At 72.5% G+C, this 18,093-nt stretch carries 17 protein-coding genes and 1 pseudogene; 9 read left to right on the top strand and 9 right to left on the bottom strand.

Annotated features, from left to right (window positions below):
• The first annotated feature begins 18 nt into the window (after positions 1 to 18).
• On the top strand, positions 19 to 633 hold the full coding sequence (locus tag ACIGDI_RS04070; protein WP_399890125.1) for a TetR/AcrR family transcriptional regulator: 615 nt from the start codon (positions 19 to 21) through the stop codon (positions 631 to 633).
• A 121-nt stretch (positions 634 to 754) separates the two neighbouring features.
• The gene (locus ACIGDI_RS04075) at positions 755 to 1,489 is read left to right on the top strand and encodes a bifunctional DNA primase/polymerase (RefSeq protein WP_399890128.1); all 735 of its coding nucleotides are present in this window, start codon (positions 755 to 757) and stop codon (positions 1,487 to 1,489) included.
• 13 nt (positions 1,490 to 1,502) lie between these two features.
• Here the strand turns inward: ACIGDI_RS04075 and ACIGDI_RS04080 are convergent, their stop codons facing one another.
• From ACIGDI_RS04080 to efeO, 4 genes are read right to left on the bottom strand one after another with little or no spacing between them, the layout of a single operon-like run.
• Positions 1,503 to 2,495 (bottom strand): hypothetical protein, encoded by a 993-nt coding sequence (locus tag ACIGDI_RS04080; RefSeq protein ID WP_399890130.1) that lies wholly within the window; start codon positions 2,493 to 2,495, stop codon positions 1,503 to 1,505.
• A complete protein-coding gene (gene efeU, locus ACIGDI_RS04085; RefSeq protein WP_399890133.1) occupies positions 2,455 to 3,327 on the bottom strand; it encodes an iron uptake transporter permease EfeU in 873 nt (290 codons plus the stop codon). The genes ACIGDI_RS04080 and efeU overlap by 41 nt, the downstream gene beginning before the upstream one ends.
• Before the next feature lie 3 nt (positions 3,328 to 3,330).
• Positions 3,331 to 4,620 carry an iron uptake transporter deferrochelatase/peroxidase subunit gene (gene efeB, locus ACIGDI_RS04090; protein WP_399890136.1) on the bottom strand — a complete coding sequence of 430 codons (1,290 nt, stop codon included), beginning with the start codon at positions 4,618 to 4,620 and terminating at the stop codon, positions 3,331 to 3,333.
• A 13-nt stretch (positions 4,621 to 4,633) separates the two neighbouring features.
• Entirely contained in the window at positions 4,634 to 5,773 is a 1,140-nt protein-coding gene (gene efeO / locus ACIGDI_RS04095) for an iron uptake system protein EfeO (RefSeq protein ID WP_399890139.1), read from the bottom strand.
• A gap of 220 nt (positions 5,774 to 5,993) precedes the next feature.
• On the opposite strand from efeO, the gene ACIGDI_RS04100 reads away from it, so the two are divergent.
• Both ACIGDI_RS04100 and ACIGDI_RS04105 read left to right on the top strand, forming a co-directional pair.
• Complete coding sequence (locus ACIGDI_RS04100) at positions 5,994 to 6,872, top strand: hypothetical protein (protein ID WP_399890142.1); 879 nt, start codon at positions 5,994 to 5,996, stop codon at positions 6,870 to 6,872.
• Positions 6,869 to 7,525 (top strand): PhzF family phenazine biosynthesis protein, encoded by a 657-nt coding sequence (locus ACIGDI_RS04105; protein WP_399890144.1) that lies wholly within the window; start codon positions 6,869 to 6,871, stop codon positions 7,523 to 7,525. Before ACIGDI_RS04100 ends, ACIGDI_RS04105 begins: the two co-directional genes overlap by 4 nt.
• A 12-nt stretch (positions 7,526 to 7,537) precedes the next feature.
• Here ACIGDI_RS04105 and ACIGDI_RS04110 read toward each other — a convergent pair.
• Together ACIGDI_RS04110 and map are read right to left on the bottom strand one after the other, a co-directional pair.
• A pseudogene (locus ACIGDI_RS04110) lies at positions 7,538 to 8,180 on the bottom strand (heme oxygenase (biliverdin-producing)).
• A 10-nt stretch (positions 8,181 to 8,190) separates the two neighbouring features.
• Complete coding sequence (gene map / locus ACIGDI_RS04115; protein WP_399890147.1) at positions 8,191 to 9,048, bottom strand: type I methionyl aminopeptidase; 858 nt, start codon at positions 9,046 to 9,048, stop codon at positions 8,191 to 8,193.
• A gap of 58 nt (positions 9,049 to 9,106) precedes the next feature.
• Here map and ACIGDI_RS04120 point away from each other — a divergent pair, with 58 nt between their 5' ends.
• Complete coding sequence (locus ACIGDI_RS04120; protein WP_142151561.1) at positions 9,107 to 9,337, top strand: hypothetical protein; 231 nt, start codon at positions 9,107 to 9,109, stop codon at positions 9,335 to 9,337.
• Here ACIGDI_RS04120 and ACIGDI_RS04125 read toward each other — a convergent pair whose 3' ends face one another.
• Complete coding sequence (locus tag ACIGDI_RS04125) at positions 9,338 to 10,651, bottom strand: MFS transporter (protein WP_399890151.1); 1,314 nt, start codon at positions 10,649 to 10,651, stop codon at positions 9,338 to 9,340.
• 174 nt (positions 10,652 to 10,825) lie between these two features.
• Positions 10,826 to 11,449, bottom strand: coding sequence for a hypothetical protein (locus ACIGDI_RS04130; RefSeq protein WP_399890154.1), 624 nt, complete (start codon positions 11,447 to 11,449; stop codon positions 10,826 to 10,828).
• 79 nt (positions 11,450 to 11,528) lie between these two features.
• Here ACIGDI_RS04130 and ACIGDI_RS04135 point away from each other — a divergent pair, with 79 nt between their 5' ends.
• Genes ACIGDI_RS04135 through ACIGDI_RS04145 form a run of 3 tightly spaced genes read left to right on the top strand, consistent with a single transcriptional unit; the run spans position 11,529 to position 13,590 of the window.
• Positions 11,529 to 12,602 (top strand): exo-alpha-sialidase, encoded by a 1,074-nt coding sequence (locus ACIGDI_RS04135; RefSeq protein WP_399890157.1) that lies wholly within the window; start codon positions 11,529 to 11,531, stop codon positions 12,600 to 12,602.
• A gap of 37 nt (positions 12,603 to 12,639) precedes the next feature.
• Entirely contained in the window at positions 12,640 to 13,356 is a 717-nt protein-coding gene (gene npdG / locus ACIGDI_RS04140) for an NADPH-dependent F420 reductase (RefSeq protein ID WP_399890160.1), read from the top strand.
• Positions 13,357 to 13,410: 54 nt separating this feature from the next.
• A complete protein-coding gene (locus ACIGDI_RS04145) occupies positions 13,411 to 13,590 on the top strand; it encodes a hypothetical protein (RefSeq protein WP_200704524.1) in 180 nt (59 codons plus the stop codon).
• On the opposite strand, the gene ACIGDI_RS04150 is transcribed toward ACIGDI_RS04145, so the two are convergent.
• Complete coding sequence (locus tag ACIGDI_RS04150; RefSeq protein WP_399890164.1) at positions 13,572 to 14,342, bottom strand: site-2 protease family protein; 771 nt, start codon at positions 14,340 to 14,342, stop codon at positions 13,572 to 13,574. The genes ACIGDI_RS04145 and ACIGDI_RS04150 overlap by 19 nt on opposite strands.
• A 169-nt stretch (positions 14,343 to 14,511) precedes the next feature.
• Here ACIGDI_RS04150 and ACIGDI_RS04155 point away from each other — a divergent pair, with 169 nt between their 5' ends.
• On the top strand, positions 14,512 to 18,078 hold the full coding sequence (locus tag ACIGDI_RS04155) for an AfsR/SARP family transcriptional regulator (RefSeq protein ID WP_399890166.1): 3,567 nt from the start codon (positions 14,512 to 14,514) through the stop codon (positions 18,076 to 18,078).
• Positions 18,079 to 18,093: the final 15 nt, after the last annotated feature.

Genomic DNA, 18,093 nt, shown 5'->3' on the forward strand with positions numbered 1-18,093 from the left:
AGCCGATACCGTCGACCCATGGTCAAGAAGCCGGCCCCGGACGCCACCCGCCGCAGTGAGAGCTCCCGTCGCGCGATCCACGACGCCGCCCTCGCGCTGGTCGGCGAGGTCGGCTGGTCCAGGACCACCATCGAGGCCATCGCCGCCCGCGCCGGCGTCGGCAAGCAGACGATCTACCGGTGGTGGGGGTCCAAGGCGGACGTCCTGCTGGAGGCGTTCCTCGACCTCAGCGCGCAGGCGGCGCGCGAGGCCGGCGGGGAGCCGTACGCCATCCCGGACACCGGCGACCTCGCCGCCGACCTCAAGACCGTGCTGCGGGCCACCGTCGACCAGCTCACGGACCCCCGCTTCGAGGTGCCGTCCCGCGCGCTGGCCGCCGAGGGCCTGGTCGACGAGCAGGTCGGCCGGGTGTTCGTGGCCAAGCTGCTGGAGCCCAGCCTGCAGTTGTACGTCGACCGGCTGCGCGCCGCCCAGGAGGCGGGCCAGGTGCGCCCGGAGATCGACCCGCGCATCGCCCTCGAACTGTTCGTCTCACCGCTGGCCCAGCGCTGGCTGCAGCACACGGGCCCGATCTCCCACGACTACACGGACACCCTCGTCGACTACGCCCTGAACGGCCTCGCGCCCCGCTGACCGGTGGTCGCCTCGTACCCCTCGTCCCGCCTGCCCCGATTCACGGCTCCCGACCCCCGATGCGCCAGATGGTGGGACCATAGGGCATGCTGATTCGCACGAAGGCGAGGCGAGGGGATAGATGAGCGGGGACGTAGGCGGCCGGACCGGCCTGCAGGGCAAACTCTCCCAGTGGCTGCGCGGACGCCGCCCGAAGGAGACCGCCGCGGAGGACCGCGGCCGGGAGGCCCTGCTGCTGGCCGCCGCCGAAGCGGGCCTGCCGCTCGCGCCCGCCGCCCACCCGGGCCCAGACTACCGCTGCTCCTGCGACCGCGTGGGCTGTCCCACTCCCGCCCGGCACCCGGTGTCCTTCGCCTGGCAGACGCAGTCCACCACGGACCGCGCGCAGATCGAACGCTGGGCCCGGCACCAGCCGCAGGCCAACTTCGTCACCGCGACCGGCATGGTCCACGATGTCCTGGACGTACCGCTGGAGGCGGGCCGGGAGGCGCTGGAGCGGCTGCTCGGCGCGGGGATCGAGGTCGGGCCGGTCGCCGAGAGCGACGACGGCCGCATGCTGTTCTTCACCCTCACCCGCGGCACCCCCGAGGACGAGGACGAGTGGTGGCCCTGCGAACTGGACTGCCACCCCGAGACCATGGACGAGCACCCCGGACTGCGCTGGCACTGCCGGGGCTCCTACGTCCTGGTGCCGCCCGCCCGGCTCCCCGGTGACCAGAGCGTGCACTGGGTCCGCGGCCCCGAGCACCCCCTGCCCGACCCGCTGACCCTCCTCGAGGTCCTCACCGACGCCTGCGCCCGCTACGCCGGCGAGGAGGCCGACCACCAGGGCGCGGCCTGGCCCCTGCGCCGGTGACGGGCCGACAGCCCTAGCTGCCCTCGGCCGAGGTCATGCCCTCCAGGCGGGACAGGATCGTCACCTGGCCGTCGCCCGCCGGGACCAGGGCCACCTCGTTCGACATGAACTGCATGGTGAGCGACTGCTTGACCTCGCCCGTCGTCAGCGCCCGCACGGCCGCGTTCTGCGCGGGGATCGAGGAGTTCGGGGCCGCGGTCATCTTCTGGAAGCGGCGGTGGGCGAAGAACACCAGCGCGCCGCCGTCCTCGGTGCGCAGCGCCAGCGGGGCGTAGTCGCCGTCGGTGAGCGGCTGGTCGATGAACTGCGTGGCCAGGCCCGGCTTCTTGGCGTTCTTGGCGCGGGCCGCCCGCCACTCGCTGGTGTGCGGGCCGTCGGCGAAGGTCTTGCCGCCGCCCTTGAGGTAGGTCGCGTAGTCCTTGCTCAGGTCCTCGGGCGGGACGGCCAAGCCGGTGGAGTTCGCGGGGACCGCCTCCGCCCGGCCGTCCCCGTCGGTCTTGATCCGCGGCAGCGAGCCGGGCTTGACCAGCGTCAGATACGCCACTTGCCAGGGCCGGCCCAGTCCGTCGCGGGTGAACACCAGCAGCCAGCGCAGACTGCCGCCCTTGTTGCCCCGCGCCTCGGCCACGAACCAGCGCGGCCAGCCGGCCTTCTTCGGGATCGTGAACGTCGCGTCGGTCAGCTTCAGCGGCGAGTACGCCGGATTGCCGCCCGGGTTCGTCGTGTGGCCGGCCTTCAGCCTGGCCGCGTCGATGTCCCCGAGGGCGCCGGTGACATGGGCGGCGTCGAGCGAACTGTCGTACGCCTTGTCCGCCTTGTTGTACGCGGTCGTGAACGCCGTCAGTGCCTTGGCGGCCTCGGCGCGGGTGGCGGAGGGGAGCACCTCGCGCTCCCCGTGCACCACCACGCAACCGCTCGCCGTCAACGACAAAGCGGTCAGCGAGGCCGCTATCAGTACGCGCCGGTCAAGCCTTGGACGCCTCGGACGGCTGCGATCCCTGCTCATCGCGATCCTTCACCTTCCCCTTCCCGGAGGCGAACCCTACCGGGGCGAGGAAGAGCGCGAGCGTCGGGATCAAGTACAGCAGCCACACCGTGACCTGAAGCACCGTCGGATCGGGCTGGAAGTTGAACACGCCCTTCAGCAGCGTGCCGTACCAGCTGTCCGGCGGGATGGTGCCGGAGATGTCGAAGGCCAGGTGCGTCAGACCGGGCAGGACGTCGGCCTCCTGCAGGTCGTGGAAGCCGTACGCCAGCACGCCCGCCGCGACCACCACCAGCATGCCGCCGGTCCAGGTGAAGAACTTGGCCAGGTTGATCTTCAGGGCGCCGCGGTAGAACAGCCAGCCCAGCAGGACGGCCGTCGCCAGGCCCAGGGCGACGCCGATCAGCGGGCGCGGGGTGCCGTCGCTGGCCGCGTGGACGGACGCCCACACGAACAGCGCGGTCTCCAGGCCCTCGCGGCCCACGGCGAGGAACGCGGTGGCGACCAGCGCGCCCGTGCCCATCGCGAGGGCCGCGTCCAGCTTGCCGTGCAGCTCGGACTTGAGATGCCGCGCGGTGCGCCGCATCCAGAACACCATCCACGTCACCAGGCCGACCGCGACGACCGACAGGGTGCCGCCGAGGCCCTCCTGCGCCTGGAACGTCAGCTCCTGGGAGCCGAACTCCAGGACGCAGCCGAAGCCCATGGCGATCAGTACGGCGATGGAGATGCCGATCCAGATGGGCCGGATGGCGTCCCGGCGCCCGGTCTTGACCAGGTAGGCGATCAGGATGCAGACGACGAGGCTGGCTTCCAGGCCCTCGCGCAGGCCGATCAGATAGTTGGAGAACACGGGCTACGCCTCCTTGGAGAACAGCGTGCTGCCCCACCAGTCGTCCTTGTCGCGGACGCCCGGCGGGACGGCGAAGACCGCCGAACCCACGTGCTGGATGTACTCGTTGAGCGCGTCCTGCGCCGACAGCCTGCGCTGCAGCGGGATGAATCCCTTGCGCACGTCGCGCTGGTAGGCCAGGAAGAACAGGCCCGCGTCGAGGCGGCCGAGGCCGTCGGTGCCGTCGGTGAAGGAGTAGCCCCGGCGCAGGATCGTGATCCCGCCGTTGGAGTCGGGGTGCGCGAGCCGCACGTGCGCGGTGGGCTTCATCGCCTTCAGGAACGGCGCGTCGTGCTCCTTGGCCTTGCCGACCGGGGCGCCCTCGCCCTTGTCGCGGCCGAAGACGTCCTCCTGCTCCTGCAGGGAGGTGCGGTCCCAGGTCTCGATGTGCATCCGGATGCGGCGGGCGACCAGGTACGACCCGCCGGTCATCCAGTCCGGCCCGTCCTTCTCGCCCACCCACACGAACTTCTTCAGCCGGTCCGTCTCGGTGCCCGCGATGTTGCGGGTGCCGTCCTTGAAGCCCATCAGGTTGCGCGGGGTCTGCGCGTCGGGCGTCGTGGAGGAGGTCTTGCCGAAGCCGAGCTGGGACCAGCGGATGTTGACCGTGCCCATGCCGATGCGGGCCAGGTTGCGGATCGCGTGCACCGCGACCTGCGGGTCGTCCGCGCAGGCCTGGATGCACAGGTCGCCGCCCGTGCGGGTCTTGTCCAGGTTGTCGCCGGCGAACTGCGGGAGGTCGACCAGGGCCTCGGGCCGCTTGCCCTTGATCCCGAACTTGTCGCCGAACTTCTCGAACAGCGACGGACCGAAGCCGATGGTGAGCGTCAGACGGGAGGGCCTGAGGCCCAGGGCCTCGCCGGTGTCGTCCGGCGGGGCCTCGGCCAGCCCGCCGTACGCGCCCTCGCCGACGGCCTTGCCCGCCGTCATCCGGCGCGCCGCCTCGGTCCAGTCCTTGAGCATCTGCACGAACTCGGCGCGGTCGTCGGTCTGCACGTCGAACGCGGCGAAGTGCAGTCTGTCCTGCACCGGGGTGGCGATGCCGGCCTGGTTGGCGCCGTGGAAGGCGACCGCGGCACCGGTCTCGGCGGCGGCCGGGTCCACGTCGTTGCCGACGCGGGTCATCGCGACCGCGCCGCCGGCCGCGGCGGCTCCGAGCGCGAGCCCGGCACCGCCCCAGCCGATCAGCGAGCGCCGGCTGGGTGCCTTCTTGTCGCCCGCGTCCGCGGCGATGGCTTCCTGCGTGTCCGTCATGGTCAGTCGTCCCCTACTTCACGACGGCGGCGGCGAGCTTGGACAGCGGCTCCGCGAGCGCGTTCACCGCGTCCGAGAGCTCCTTGCGCTGGGTCTCGGTCACGGTGTCGTACGAGACGAAACCGTCCGAGGTGTTGGCCGAGCGGTACTTGTCGAGCGTCGTGTCGAGTGCGGCGAACCGCTTGTCCAGCTCGGCGGTCAGCGCCTTGTCGTTCTTCTGCGCGACGGGCTCGAGCAGCTCGTACGCCTTCTGCGCGCCCTCGACGTTGGCCTTGAAGTCGCTGAGGTCGGTGTGCGAGTAGCGGTCCTCCTCGCCGGTGACCTTGCCGGTGGCGACCTCGTCCAGCAGCTCCTTGGCGCCGTTGGCCATGGAGGTCGGGGTGATCTCGGCCTTGCCGATCCGCTCCTGCCAGTCCTTCAGGTCGGTGACGAGCTGGTCGGCGAGGGCCTTCTGGTCGGCGCCGATCTTCTTGTCCTGCCACAGCGCCTTCTCCAGCGCGTGCCAGCCGGTCCACTTCTGGCCCTTCTCCAGGCCGTCGGCGCGGGTGTCGGTCTTGGGGTCGATGTCGCCGAAGGACTCGGCGATCGGCTCGGTGCGCTCCCAGCCGACGCGGGAGGGGGCGTAGGCGTTCTGGGCGGCCTTGAGGTCGCCGGCCTTGATCGCCTTGGCGAAGACCTCGACCTTGGGGATGGTCGCGTCGGCCTGCTCCTGCGCGTACTCGCGGTAGGCGGCGACGGCCTTGTCGAGCCGCGGGTCGCGCTTGGCGGCGGCACTCGCGCCGGTGACGGTGAGCTTCTGGCGGACGCCGTGGCCCTTCATGCCGGGCCGGCAGGCGATCTCGTAGTCGCCGGCCTTCACCTCGGCGGTCAGCGTGTACTTGGTGCCCGGCCCGATGTTCTCCTTCTCCGACACGATCCGGTCGTCGGGGAAGAGGATCTCGACCTCGGTCGCCTGGGAGCCGGTGTTCTGGATGCTGAGCGTGACCTGGCCGGCCGGTATCGACTTCGCGGAGGTGTCGCACTTGGAGTCGGCTGCGGTCACCTTGATCGCCCCGTCACCGTCACCCTTGCTCTTCTCCGTGCAGCCGGTGACGGCGGTCAGGGCCGCGGCCGTGGCTACGGCGGTGACGACGGAGAGTCTGGCGGCTCGCATGCAGGCTCCAAGTGCTGGCGAAAAATCGCGTGTCCGGACCCACCAGGGATGGTGAGGCTCGCCTAACTTATCTAAGGCTTGCCTGCGTGATACCCACCCATGCGGTGATTCAGCTCTCATGGACGCTGTATGAGCACGCCCCGGTCACGGTGGCCAAAAGCAGACCCCAAGGGTAAGTAAAGGAAGCTTCAAGGGTCCGGGTGGCGCCGAGACTGAGGGCGTGAAGAGAACGATCAGGGAGCCGCTGCCCGGAGGCGGGCTCGTGCTGGCCGTGTCGGACCGTCCGGGTCCGCCTCCGTTGCGATTCGAGGCCGACGGCGAACGAAGGCTGCTGCGGCAGGCAGGGCGGCCGCTGATGCTCGGCCGACTGGAGGGTGACGGCTGCTGCCACGAGCTGCGTGTACGCCGCCTCGACGGCCATCGCTCACCGCTGCCGCCGGTGCGTGCGGAGACGATGCGGGCCCCGGGCGACTGGCCGCACCGGTACGCGCGGTGGCTGGAGGACGCCGACGAGAGCCCGCTGCACGACGGACGGTGGCTGCTGGGGGAGCGGAGCTGGTTCCAGCCCGGTGTCTGGACCGAGGACTTCGTCACCGGATGGCCCGACGGCCGCCTCGACCTGTTATGCGGCGGCGGCTGGCACGGTGTCCTCCCGCTGCGTCGGCTCTCGTCGCCCGACGCCTCCCGGGTGAAGGCGTACCGCAAGCACGCCCGCGAGGGCACGCTCGCCCCCGTACTGCTGTGGTGGGTGTCGTTCCTGGACGGGTGGCTGCTCCTCGACGGCCACGACCGGGCCGTGGCCGCACTGGAGGAGGGTGGCGTCCCGCCCTGTGTCGTCCTCACCCGTGTGCAGGACGACGAGCAGTGGCGGCGCAGCGCCGCCGAGATGACGGAGCGGTATCGGCGGGAGACGGCCGAGTCGGCGCAACACCAGGCGTCCCCCGGCGCCGAGCGCATGCGTGCGGTGCGGGACGAGGGCTGCGCCTCCGCCCTGGCCTCGCTTCCCTACGAGGAGGCGCCCACCGAGGTCTGGCCCCTCGCCGGCACCCCCGCCGACTGGGACGACCTGCCCGTGGACGGTGTTTCAATTTCTGGGTGACTGACTACGACGTGCTGCGCGTCTTCTGTGCGGCCAACGGTGGCTACGGCAATGAGCTCGGTGTCGTGCGGGAGGGCTCGGTGATGGCCGAGCGGGCGGAGCGGCAGGCGTTCGCCGGGAAGCTGGGGTTCGGCGAGACCGTCTTCGTCGACGATCCCGAGCGCGGTGTGATCGACATCTACACGCCGACGCTGCGGCTGCCCTTCGCCGGTCACCCGTGTGTCGGTGTGGCCTGGCTCCTGGACGTGGAGGAGCTGGTGACGCCGGCCGGTGTGGTCGGGGCACGCCAGGACGGGGAGTTCAGCTGGATCGAGGCGCGGGCGGAGTGGGCCCCGCCGCGCACGCTGCGCCAGTACGCCACGGCCGCCGAGGTCGACGAGCTGCCCGTGCCGCCCAAGGGCGAGTGGATCTACGCCTGGGCGTGGGAGGACGAGGCGGCCGGGCGGGTGCGGGCGCGCGCCTTCCCCGGGCGGGACGACGGGATCGACGAGGACGAGGCGACCGGCGCGGCGGCGCTGCTGCTGACCGACCGGCTGGGGCGTGCGCTCAACATCACGCAGGGGGCCGGGTCGCAGATCCTCACCGCCCCGCAGCCGTACGGATGGGTGGAGATCGGCGGACGCGTGTTCCTGGAGCGCCAGCCGGAGCGCTGAGGGCCGCCCGGGTCAGGCGCCGATCGGGAACTCCTCGCCCAGCGCCCCGAAGACGGCCGCGTTCAGCGCGAACGTCCGCCTGCACTCCGCCACGATCCGCTGCCGCTCCAGGTCGTCCGCCCGGACGTCGTCGAGCAGTTCCCGGTAACTCCGCTTGAAGGCGGCCGGGTTGGCGATCCGGTCGAAGACGTAGAAGCGGACCCCGTCGCCCTTCCTGGCGAAGCCCCACGTCCGCTCCGCCCTGTCCCGGATGATCTGACCGCCGGAGAGGTCGCCCAGGTAGCGCGTGTAGTGGTGGGCGACATAGCCCGCAGGCCAGCGCTCGGCGCACTCCCGCACCCGCGCCGCGTACACCCTCGTCGCCGGCAGCGCGGAGAGTCCCGCCCGCCACTCCGGGCCCCGCAGATGCGCCAGGTCCCGCTCCAGGGCGGGCAGCCGGAACAGCTCGGGGCGGATGAAGGGCCACCGGATCCGCCGACAGCCGCTCGGCCCCGGCCTCCAACGCCTCGTAGACGAACCACAGTTGCTCGGTGTAGCGCGCGTACGCCGCCACACCGAGCCGTCCGCCCAGCAGGTCGCCCATGAACGTCGAGGTCTCCGCCTCCACGTGCTGCGCGTGGGAGGCGGTGCGGATGACGGCGGAGAAGGAGTTCATGCGGGGCCCGTCAGGGCAGGGTGAGGATGTCCGCACCCGTCTCCGTCACCACCAGCGTGTGCTCGAACTGCGCCGTGCGCTTGCGGTCTTTGGTGACGACCGTCCAGCCGTCGTCCCACATGTCGTACTCGTGCGTGCCGAGCGTCAGCATCGGCTCGATGGTGAAGGTCATCCCGGGCTGCATGACCGTCGTCGCGTGCGGGCTGTCGTAGTGCGGGATGATCAGGCCGCTGTGGAAGGACGAGTTGATGCCGTGGCCGGTGAAGTCACGGACCACGCCGTAGCCGAAGCGCTTGGCGTACGACTCGATGACCCGGCCGATGATGTTGATCTGGCGGCCCGGCTTGACCGCCTTGATCGCGCGGTTCAGGGACTCGCGGGTGCGCTCCACGAGCAGACGGCTCTCCTCGTCGACGTCCCCGACCAGGTACGTGGCGTTGTTGTCGCCGTGCACGCCGCCGATGTACGCCGTCACGTCGAGGTTGACGATGTCGCCGTCGCGCAGCACCGTCGAGTCCGGAATGCCGTGGCAGATCACCTCGTTGACGCTGGTGCACAGGGACTTGGGGAAGCCGCGGTAGCCGAGCGTCGAGGGGTAGGCGCCGTGGTCGCACATGTACTCGTGCGCCACCTTGTCCAGTTCGTCGGTGGTCACTCCCGGCGCGATCAGCTTCGCGGCCTGCTCCATCGCCTGTGCGGCGATCCGGCCGGCGATCCGCATCGCCTCGATCGTCTCGGGCGTCTGCACCTCCGGTCCGGTGTACGGCGCCGGCGCGGGCTTGCCGACGTACTCGGGGCGGCGGATGTTTCCGGGCACGGAACGGGTGGGGGAGAGCTCCCCTGGTACGAGCAGCGACTGGCCAGACATGCCAGCGAGTCTAACGAGCCGGGACGGGGGAACATGTGGGAGGCGAGAGGAGCAGGTCATGGCGTTGTTCAAGAAGCGTACGGTCGGCAAGCCGGGTGAGTGGTTCTACTGCCTGGAGCACAAGAAGGTCGAGGAGGGGCCCGAATGCCCCGCCAAGGACCGCTTCGGGCCGTACGCCTCCCGGCAGGAGGCCCAGCACGCGATGGAGACAGCCCGCGAACGCAATCTCCAGTGGGAGAACGACCCCAAGTGGCACGACGCCCCGGCGGGGAGCGCGGAGGAGGACTGATCAGGCCTGCGCCTGAGCCGGTGCGGCTGCGGTGCGGCCGTCACGCAGTCGCACCGCGTGCTCGTTCGTCCGGACGTCGTACGTCATCAGCTTCGGCAGGCACAGGGCGAGCAGGCCGACCGCGCCCGCGCACAGCAGACCGCCCGACCACACCGACGCCCGCACGCCCCACCAGGCGGCGAACCCGCCGGAGCGGACCTGGCCGACCGTCGGGCCGACCGAGTACGACAGCAGCTCGATCCCGGCGAGCCGGCCGCGCAGCTCGTCCGGGATCGTCTGGTTCCACATGGCCCCGCGGAAGATTCCGCTGACCATGTCGCAGCCGCCGGCCACGGTCAGGAACAGCAGGACGAGCCACACGTTGCCGACGACGCCCGCGCCCGCGATCGCCAGGCCCCACAGCGCCGCCGCCAGCACCACCGCGCGGCCGTGCCGGTGCACCCGCGAGGTCCAGCCGCTGGTCAGGCTGACCAGCATGGACCCGAGGGGGAGGGTGGCGTACATCAGGCCCAGCGACCAGTTCGCGTGCAGTTCGTCCGCCAGGAACGGCAGGACGGCCAGCGGCATCGCCAGGAACATCGCCGCGAGGTCCACGGCATAGGTGCCGAGGAGTTCCTTGCGGCTCCAGGCGTACCGGGCGCCCTCCGCGATCGCCTTGAGGGACGGCTTCGCGGCCTCGTGCGAGGCGGGCGAGGCGGCGATGGGCAGCATCAGGGCCACCGACACGAGGAACGTCAGCAGGTCGGCGCCGTACGCCCAGCCGAGGCCCGCGTAGGCGACCACCACGCCCGCCAGCGCCGGGCCCGCGACACCGCCGACCGTCCAGCGCAGCGAGTTCAGCGCGGTCGCGGCCGGCATGTGCTCGTGGGCCACGATCCGGGGCCACAGGGAGTCGGTCGCCGGGCGCTGGACCGAGACCAGCGCCGAGGACAGGGCGGCCACGACGTACAGCGGCCAGACGGCGGGGGACGGCAGCAGCGCGTTGAGCAGCAGCACCGCCGACAGCAGGCCCTGACCGATCTCCGTGCGGATGATCAGTTTCCGCTTGTCCAGGGCGTCGGCCAGTGCCCCGCCGTACAGCCCGAACACCAGCAGCGGCAGCAGCTCCACCGCCCCGATCGCGCCCACCGCCGCCGCGGAACCGGTCAGCTCCTTCAGCTGCACCGGCAGCGCGACGAACGTCAGAAAGCTCCCGAAGTTCGAGATCAGACCCGACACCCACAGCCGCCGGAAGTCCACGGAGGCCCGCCAGGGGGCGAGGTCGGGAAGGATCGCGCGCAGGCGGGAGGAGGGCTCAGGGGCGTCGTCGGTCACGTCGGCTCATGGTGGGCGCGCGGACCGCGGGGGGCAAACGGTTTTCGCGCGGGGCAGCCGGGTTCCACGCTGGGGCAGGACGGTTTCACGCCAGGCGGTCGGTCTTCGCGCCAGGCAGTCGGACTCACACCGGCCAGTCGGTCTCACGCCGGGGCGTCGGCTTTCGCTCCGGGGCTACCAGCGCGCCGGCGGCTCGGTCAGTGTCTCCGCCAGCCTCGACAGGCGGTCCCGGAAGCGGCGGCCGCCGCGGGGGACCGGCACCGCGTTCTCCCCGGCCGCCGCGCTGACCAGGTGCTGCACGGTGTCGAGGTCGAGCTCGGAGCCGTCCGGCACGGCCAGTGACTCGTGCGCCATCGACGTGAGGTCCCCCTCGCCGGGGCCGAGCGCCAGCACCGTCGCCCCGGCCCGCCGCGCGTCGTGCACCCGTTCCAGCAGCGGGGCCGTCGGCTCTCCCGGACGCACGGCCCCCGACGGCCAGGGCGACACCACCAACAGCGTCTCGCCCCGCCGCGCCGCCGCCAACCTGCCCAGCCCGACGGCCAGATGAGCCGGATCCGAGGTGCGCGCGTCATGCCGGACGAGCGTCGGCGCCAGCTCCGGCGTCCCCGACCACGCGGCCTCGTCGACGAGATGGGCCGCCAGATGCCACGGTTCGTACGCGGGCGTGCCCACCAGCAGCAGCCCGCCCCCGTGCGACACCACCGACCCGCGCAGCGCCCCCGCGAACCGGCGTGTGGCCCCCAACCACTCGGTTCCGGCGAGCACTTCGCGCAACAAGGCGACCCGTACGGCGTCCATGGGTCCGCATCCTGCACCAACCGGCCACTCGTGACCCGCCGTTCACCGTGAATTCGCCCGCTTTGGGGACAGTGCGCGGATGACCGAAGCCTCCGTCCCCTTCCGCGCCGGCCTCGAGGGATACGCCAGTTACCGCATCCCCGCGGTGGTCGCCACCGCCACCGGCACCCTGCTCGCCTTCTGCGAGGGCCGGGTGACGTCCGCGAGCGACCACGGCCGCATCGACATCGTGCTCAAGAGCTCGGCGGACGGCGGCCGCACCTGGAGCCCGTTGCGGGTGGCCGCGGCGAACGGCACCGGCCTCGCCGGAAACCCCGCCCCGGTGGTCCTCGACACCGGCCGCGTCCTGCTCGTCCACGTCCGCGCGGCCGCCACGGCCACCGAGGAACTCATCCGGCAGGGCAAGGTGAAGGACGCCGACGGCCGCCGCGTATGGGTGCAGTACAGCGACGACGACGGCGTCACCTGGTCGGAGCCTGCCGAGATCACCGCGTCGGTGAAGCGGCCGGGCTGGCGCTGGTACGCCACCACGCCGGGCCACGCCCTCCAGCTGAGCACCGGCCGTGTCGTCGTCCCCGCCAACCACAGCCTCCCGCCCACCGGCACCGACGTCGGCACCGAGGCCCGCTACAACGGCGGCCACTGCCTGCTCAGCGACGACCGCGGCGAGACCTGGTCGATCGGCTACGTCGACGACAACACCGACGGCTACATCAACGTGAACGAGACCACCGCCGCCGAACTCCCCGACGGCAGCGTCTACTTCAACACCCGCAACGACTCCCCGTCCCCGGGCAACCGCGCCGACGCCCGCTCCGAGGACGGCGGTGAAAGCCTGCGCATCCCCTTCCGCCCGCAGGCCGGCCTGGCGGGCCCGGCGTGCGAGGGCAGCCTGCTCCAGCTCAGCGACCCGGACGTGCTGCTCTTCTCCGGCCCCGCGTACCTCGACGCGCGCGCCCTGATGACCGTCCGCGCCTCCACGAACAACGGCACCACGTGGCGGCCGGTGTACACCATGGACGGCCTGCCCGCCGCCTACTCGGACCTCGTCCGCGTCGACGCCTCGACCGTCGGGATCCTCTACGAGACGGGGGACTTCGGCGCCTACGAGCGGATCGTCTTCCGGCGGCTGCCGGTGACGCGGCTCACCTGACCGGCCGGGGCGGGCGGGGCGGACGTAAAGTCGGCCCATGACCTCTAGCGACAGTGCTGCACAGACCCCGGCCAAGGCCCCCGCGAAGGACCCCTGGGACCTCCCCGACGTCTCCGGGCTCGTCGTCGGCGTCCTCGGCGGGACCGGGCCGCAGGGCAAGGGCCTGGCCTACCGGCTGGCCAGGGCCGGCCAGAAGGTGATCATCGGCTCGCGCGCCGCCGAGCGGGCGCGGGCCGCCGCCGAGGAGATCGGGCACGGCGTCGAGGGCGCGGACAACGCCGAGTGCGCGCGGCGCAGCGACCTCGTGATCGTCGCCGTGCCGTGGGACGGACACGGCAAGACGCTTGAGTCCCTGCGCGAGGAACTGGCCGGAAAGCTGGTCGTCGACTGCGTGAACCCGCTCGGCTTCGACAAGAAGGGCGCCTACGCCATCAAGCCGGAGGAGGGCAGCGCCGCCGAGCAGGCCGCCGTCCTGCTGCCGGACTCCCGGGTCACCGCCGCCTTCCACCACCTGTCGGCCGTCCTGCTGCAGGACCCGCAGATCGAGGAGATCGACACCGACGTGATGGTGCTGGGGGAGGAGCGGGCCGACGTGGAGGCCGTCCAGGCGCTCGCCGGCCGCATCCCGGGCATGCGCGGCATCTTCGCGGGCCGGCTGCGCAACGCCCACCAGGTGGAGTCGCTGGTGGCGAACCTGATCTCGGTGAACCGGCGCTACAAGGCGCACGCCGGGCTCCGCGTCACGGACGTATAGGCCGATGGGGGACACTGGTCGCCGTTGCAGTGTCCCCCGAAGGAGCCGACTGAAATGCCCCGCCTTGGTGTCTACGCCCTGATCGTCTTCGTGCTCGCCGTGGCCGCGGCCGTCGTCTCCTTCGCACAGGGCAGCTGGCTGGGGATCGTGTGGGTGCTGCTGGCGGGCCTGTCCAGCAACATGTGCTGGTACTACATCAAGCGGGGCCGGGCGGCTCAGTCCCAGAAGCGGTAGAGGGAGTACCCGTACGAGGTGTCCCAGTCGCTGACCCCGAGACCCCGCAGGATCGCGTCGATCACGTCGAAGAACTCCCGGTTGACCGCCGGCACGAACAGCAGCGCGAACACGAACAGCAGACCGAACGGCGCGAACGGCTCCACCTGCCGCTTCACCTTGTACGAAAGCCAGGGCTCGATCACGCCGTAGCCGTCCAGGCCCGGGACCGGCAGGAAGTTCAGCAGCGCGGCCGTCACCTGGAGCAGGGCGAGGAAGGCCAGCGCGTACCGGAACTGCGTCGGCACGCCGTCCAGGGCGTGCAGCCAGAACGGGGCGGTGCACACGGCGGCGAACAGGACGTTGGTCAGCGGGCCCGCGGCCGAGATCAGGCTGTGCCGCCAGCGGCCCCTGATGCGCTGGCGCTCGATGAACACCGCACCGCCGGGCAGGCCGATCCCACCCATGATCACGAACACCACCGGCAGCACGATGCTGAGCAGGGCGTGCGTGTACTTCATGGGATTGAGCGTCAGGTAGCCCTTGCTGCCCACCGTGATGTCGCCGCTGTGCAGGGCGGTACGGGCGTGCGCGTACTCGTGCAGGCACAGCGACACCACCCACGCGGCCGTCACGAACAGGAACACGGCCACGCCCGGCTGCTCGGCGAACCCGGACCAGGTGGCCCAGCCGGTCACCGCCGTCACGGCCAGGATGCCGACGAAGACGGGACTGACCCGCCGGTCGCTGTGGCGGGTGGTCGCGGTGGTCATGAGGCTCCCTGGACTGGACGAGCACGGGGTGGGACTGCCCGACGGTACCGGGCACACCGGGAAAACGTCTCGCGGTGCGACTTCGGTTCCGGGAAGGGTGGGGGCACGCGGCCCCCACCGCCCCTTCGCCCCCTCAACCCGGTGACCGCCGCCGATCCGACCGGAGACAATGGACCCCGTGCGCTATCGCATCCTCGGTACAGCTCAGGCTCTCCGCCCCGACGGCAGCCCCGTCCCGGTAGGCGGGGCGCGGCTGCGCGCCCTGCTGACCGTGCTCGCGCTGCGGCCCGGCCGGACCGTGCCGGTGCGGCTGCTCGTCGACGAGGTGTGGGACGGCGATCCGCCCGCCGACGCGCCGGGTGCGCTGCAGGCGCTGGTGGGCCGCCTGCGCCGGGCCCTCGGCGCGGACACCGTCGCCTCGGCGGAGGGCGGCTACCGTCTCACGGCCGCGCCCGACGACGTCGACCTGCACCGTTTCGAGCGGCTGACCGGCGAGGGCATGCGCGCGCTCGCCGACGGCGACCCCGCCAAGGCGGCCGTCGTCCTCGACGACGCCCTCGCCCTGTGGCACGGACCCGCCCTCGCCGACCTGCCCGACCGCACCGCCGAGGCGGCTCGCTGGGAGGCCCGCCGCCTGGACGCGCTGCGCGCCCGCCACACCGCGGCGCTCGCCCTGGGCCACGCCGAGCAGTCGCTGCCCGAGCTGACCGGCCTGTGCGACGCGCACCCCCTCGACGAACCCCTCCAGGCCCTGCGGCTGCGCGCGTTGCGCGACGCGGGCCGCACGGCGCAGGCGCTGGCCGCCTTCGAGGACGTACGACAGCTCCTCGCGGACCGCCTGGGCACGGACCCCGGACCCGAACTGAGGTCCCTGTACGCCGAGTTGCTCCAGCCGGAGGAGCGAGACCGGGACGGGGGCACGGAGGGGGCCGACCCCTGGGGGCGGCCGAGTCGTTCACGGGCTCACGGGGGCCGCGGGCCCGGAGGGACAGGCGCCGATGCCCCGGCCGCCACGGACGCCGGGACGCGTGGCTTCGACCCGGCCGCCACGGATGCCGGGACGCACAACCCGTCCGCCACGGATGCCGCGACGCATGCCTTCACCCCGGCCGCGTCCGGAGCCGGCGATCGCCCCGCGGCCTTCGCCGCGCCGGCCGCATCCGGCGAGCGCCCGGTCTCCCTCCCGGCCGACACCCACGCAGGTGAGCGGCCCGAGGCCCTCGCCGCCCCGCCCCGCGGCAACCTCCGTGCCCGTCTCACCTCCTTCGTCGGCCGGGAGGCCGACATCGAGACCATCCGCGGGGACCTGGGCTCGGCACGGCTCGTCACGCTGCTCGGCCCCGGCGGGGCCGGGAAGACGCGGCTGTCGCTGGAGGCCGCCGAGACCGTGCGGGACGTACGCGACGGCGTGTGGCTGGCCGAACTCGCGCCGGTCGACGACCCGGAGGCCGTACCGGAAGCCGTGCTGACCGCCCTGGGGGCGCGGGAGACCGTGCTGTACGGCGCGGGGGCGGAGGCGATGCGGGCCGCCGCCAACGAGCGGCACGGCGACCCCGTGGAGCGCCTCGCCGAGCACTGCGGCCGGCGCCGGATGCTGATCGTCCTCGACAACTGCGAGCATGTCGTCGACGCCGCCGCGCGGCTGGTGGAGGAGCTGCTGGAGCGCTGCCCCGGGCTGACCGTGCTGGCCACCAGCCGTGAACCCCTCGGTGTGCCGGGGGAGTTGCTGCGGCCCGTGGAGCCGCTGCCGGAACCCGTCGCGCTGCGGCTGCTCGCCGACCGGGGGGCCGCCGCGCGTCCCGGGTTCCGGGTGGCGGACGACCCCGAGGCCTGCGCCGAGATCTGCCGACGGCTCGACGGCCTGCCGCTCGCCATCGAACTCGCCGCCGCCCGGCTGCGGATGCTGACGCCACGGCAGATCGCCGACCGGCTCGACGACCGCTTCCGGCTGCTCACCTCCGGCAGCCGCACCGTCCTGCCCCGCCAGCAGACCCTGCGCGCGGTCGTCGACTGGTCCTGGGACCTGCTCGACGAGGAGGAACGGGACGTGCTGCGGCGGCTGTCCGTCTTCGCCGGCGGCTGCGACCTCGCCGCCGCCGAGGCCGTCTGCGGACCCTGGGCCCTCGACGTGCTCGGCTCCCTCGTCGACAAGTCCCTGGTCGTGGCGGCCCCTTCGGGCGAGGGCGGCATGCGCTACCGGCTGCTGGAGACCGTCGCCGAGTACGCCGGCGAGCGGCTCGACGAAGTGGGCCGGCGCCGCGAGACCGAGCGCGCGCATCTGACGTACTTCCGTGAACTCGCCCGCACCACCGACCCGTTGCTGCGCGGTCCCGGCCAGCTCGACGCCATCGCCCTGCTGGAACGCGAGTACGAGAACCTGCGCACGGCCCTGCGGCACGCCGTCAACGAACGCGACGAGCAGGAAGCCCTCTGCCTGATCCTCTCCCTGGCCTGGTACTGGCAGATGCGCGACGTGAGGGTCGAGACCCGCAACTGGTGTGTCGAGGTCATGGCGCTGGGCCCCGACCCCTTCACCACCCCCGTCCGGCGCGCCGAACCGGTCTGGCAGCGCTGCACCGACACCCCGCCGCCGTGGTCCGGCGAACTCCTCACCGAGGCCCGGCGCGGCGTCCACCTCGCTCATCTGGCCTGCATGGACACCGAGTTGGAGGCCTGGGAATCCCCGGCGGCCAAGGAGAAGCTGCGCGTCATCACCGAGGTGTACGAGCCGGGCCTGCCGCAGACCTGCCGGGCACCGGGCATGCTCTGGTTCTACGCCGTGATGCTGAGCGGCAGCGTGGACCGGCTGCCCGGGATCCTGGACTCCTGCGTCGAGACCTGCCGTACCACCCCCGGCATGGAGTGGGACCTCGCGGCCACCCTGCAGATGCGGGCCAACCTCCTCGCCAACCGCAGCGACTGGGCGGGCGACGCCGCCCGCGACGCCGACGAGTCGCTGGAGATCTACCGGCGGATCGGCGACCTGTGGGGCACCGCCGAGGCGCTGTCCGCGCGCGGCGAGTCCCTGGAGCGCACCGGCGAGTACCGCCTGGCCGCCGCCGACTACGAGTCCGCGATCGAGCTCGCCAAGCGCCTCGGCGTCCGCGCCCACCGGGCCGCGCTCGGCGCCCGGCTGGGCAGCGCCCTGCTGGAGGCCGGCGAGGCCGAGCGGGGCGAGCGGATCCTGCGCGAGGTGATCGACAGCCGGGACGGCGCCGGCAACGAGGCGATGCCGGCCGCCCGGATGTTCCTCGCCGGCCGTCTCGCCATGACCGGCAGGATCGCCGAGGCGCGGGAGCAACTGCGGCTGCTGCGCGAGGAGTTCAAAGTCGCCCACTTCGTCGTCTTCGAGGCCTTCATCCTCGGCGCGGAGGCCTGGGTCGAGGCGGTGGACGGCAACTACGACCTCTCCCTGGCCAAGGCCCGGCAGACCCTGGAGCGGGCCGCCGACCCGCTGACCAAGGCCATCGCCCCGCACATGCACCCGCTCTACCTGGCCCTCGCCGCGATCGGCCTCGCCGAGACCGACGGCGGCCGCCGGGCCCGTGACGGCGCCCGGGTCCTCGGTGCCGCGGAGGCGTCCCTGCCGCCGCGCCACGCGCCGACCTCGCTGGAGCGCGAGGTGTACGAGCGGGCCCGGCGGCACACCCGCGCCGCGCTCGGCGACGAGGACTACGAGGCCGCACACGCCGAGGGCGGCGGCCTCTCCCTCGTGGAGGCCACCGCCCTGGTCTGAACCGTCCGGACGAAC

Source organism: Streptomyces sp. NPDC085900, from assembly GCF_044540925.1.
Taxonomy (GTDB): Bacteria; Actinomycetota; Actinomycetes; order Streptomycetales; family Streptomycetaceae; genus Streptomyces; species Streptomyces gilvifuscus.

What these genes read in the sequence shown, in the direction of transcription:
- ACIGDI_RS04155 (WP_399890166.1), top strand. Translation starts at nt 14,512, where the DNA reads ATGGACCCCGTGCGCTATCGCATCCTCGGTACAGCTCAGGCTCTCCGC.
- ACIGDI_RS04120 (WP_142151561.1), top strand. Translation starts at nt 9,107, where the DNA reads ATGGCGTTGTTCAAGAAGCGTACGGTCGGCAAGCCGGGTGAGTGGTTC.
- map (WP_399890147.1), bottom strand. Translation starts at nt 9,048, where the DNA reads ATGTCTGGCCAGTCGCTGCTCGTACCAGGGGAGCTCTCCCCCACCCGT.
- efeB (WP_399890136.1), bottom strand. Translation starts at nt 4,620, where the DNA reads ATGACGGACACGCAGGAAGCCATCGCCGCGGACGCGGGCGACAAGAAG.
- ACIGDI_RS04145 (WP_200704524.1), top strand. Translation starts at nt 13,411, where the DNA reads ATGCCCCGCCTTGGTGTCTACGCCCTGATCGTCTTCGTGCTCGCCGTG.
- npdG (WP_399890160.1), top strand. Translation starts at nt 12,640, where the DNA reads ATGACCTCTAGCGACAGTGCTGCACAGACCCCGGCCAAGGCCCCCGCG.
- ACIGDI_RS04080 (WP_399890130.1), bottom strand. Translation starts at nt 2,495, where the DNA reads ATGAGCAGGGATCGCAGCCGTCCGAGGCGTCCAAGGCTTGACCGGCGC.
- efeO (WP_399890139.1), bottom strand. Translation starts at nt 5,773, where the DNA reads ATGCGAGCCGCCAGACTCTCCGTCGTCACCGCCGTAGCCACGGCCGCG.
- ACIGDI_RS04075 (WP_399890128.1), top strand. Translation starts at nt 755, where the DNA reads ATGAGCGGGGACGTAGGCGGCCGGACCGGCCTGCAGGGCAAACTCTCC.
- ACIGDI_RS04150 (WP_399890164.1), bottom strand. Translation starts at nt 14,342, where the DNA reads ATGACCACCGCGACCACCCGCCACAGCGACCGGCGGGTCAGTCCCGTC.
- ACIGDI_RS04070 (WP_399890125.1), top strand. Translation starts at nt 19, where the DNA reads ATGGTCAAGAAGCCGGCCCCGGACGCCACCCGCCGCAGTGAGAGCTCC.
- ACIGDI_RS04130 (WP_399890154.1), bottom strand. Translation starts at nt 11,449, where the DNA reads ATGGACGCCGTACGGGTCGCCTTGTTGCGCGAAGTGCTCGCCGGAACC.
- ACIGDI_RS04135 (WP_399890157.1), top strand. Translation starts at nt 11,529, where the DNA reads ATGACCGAAGCCTCCGTCCCCTTCCGCGCCGGCCTCGAGGGATACGCC.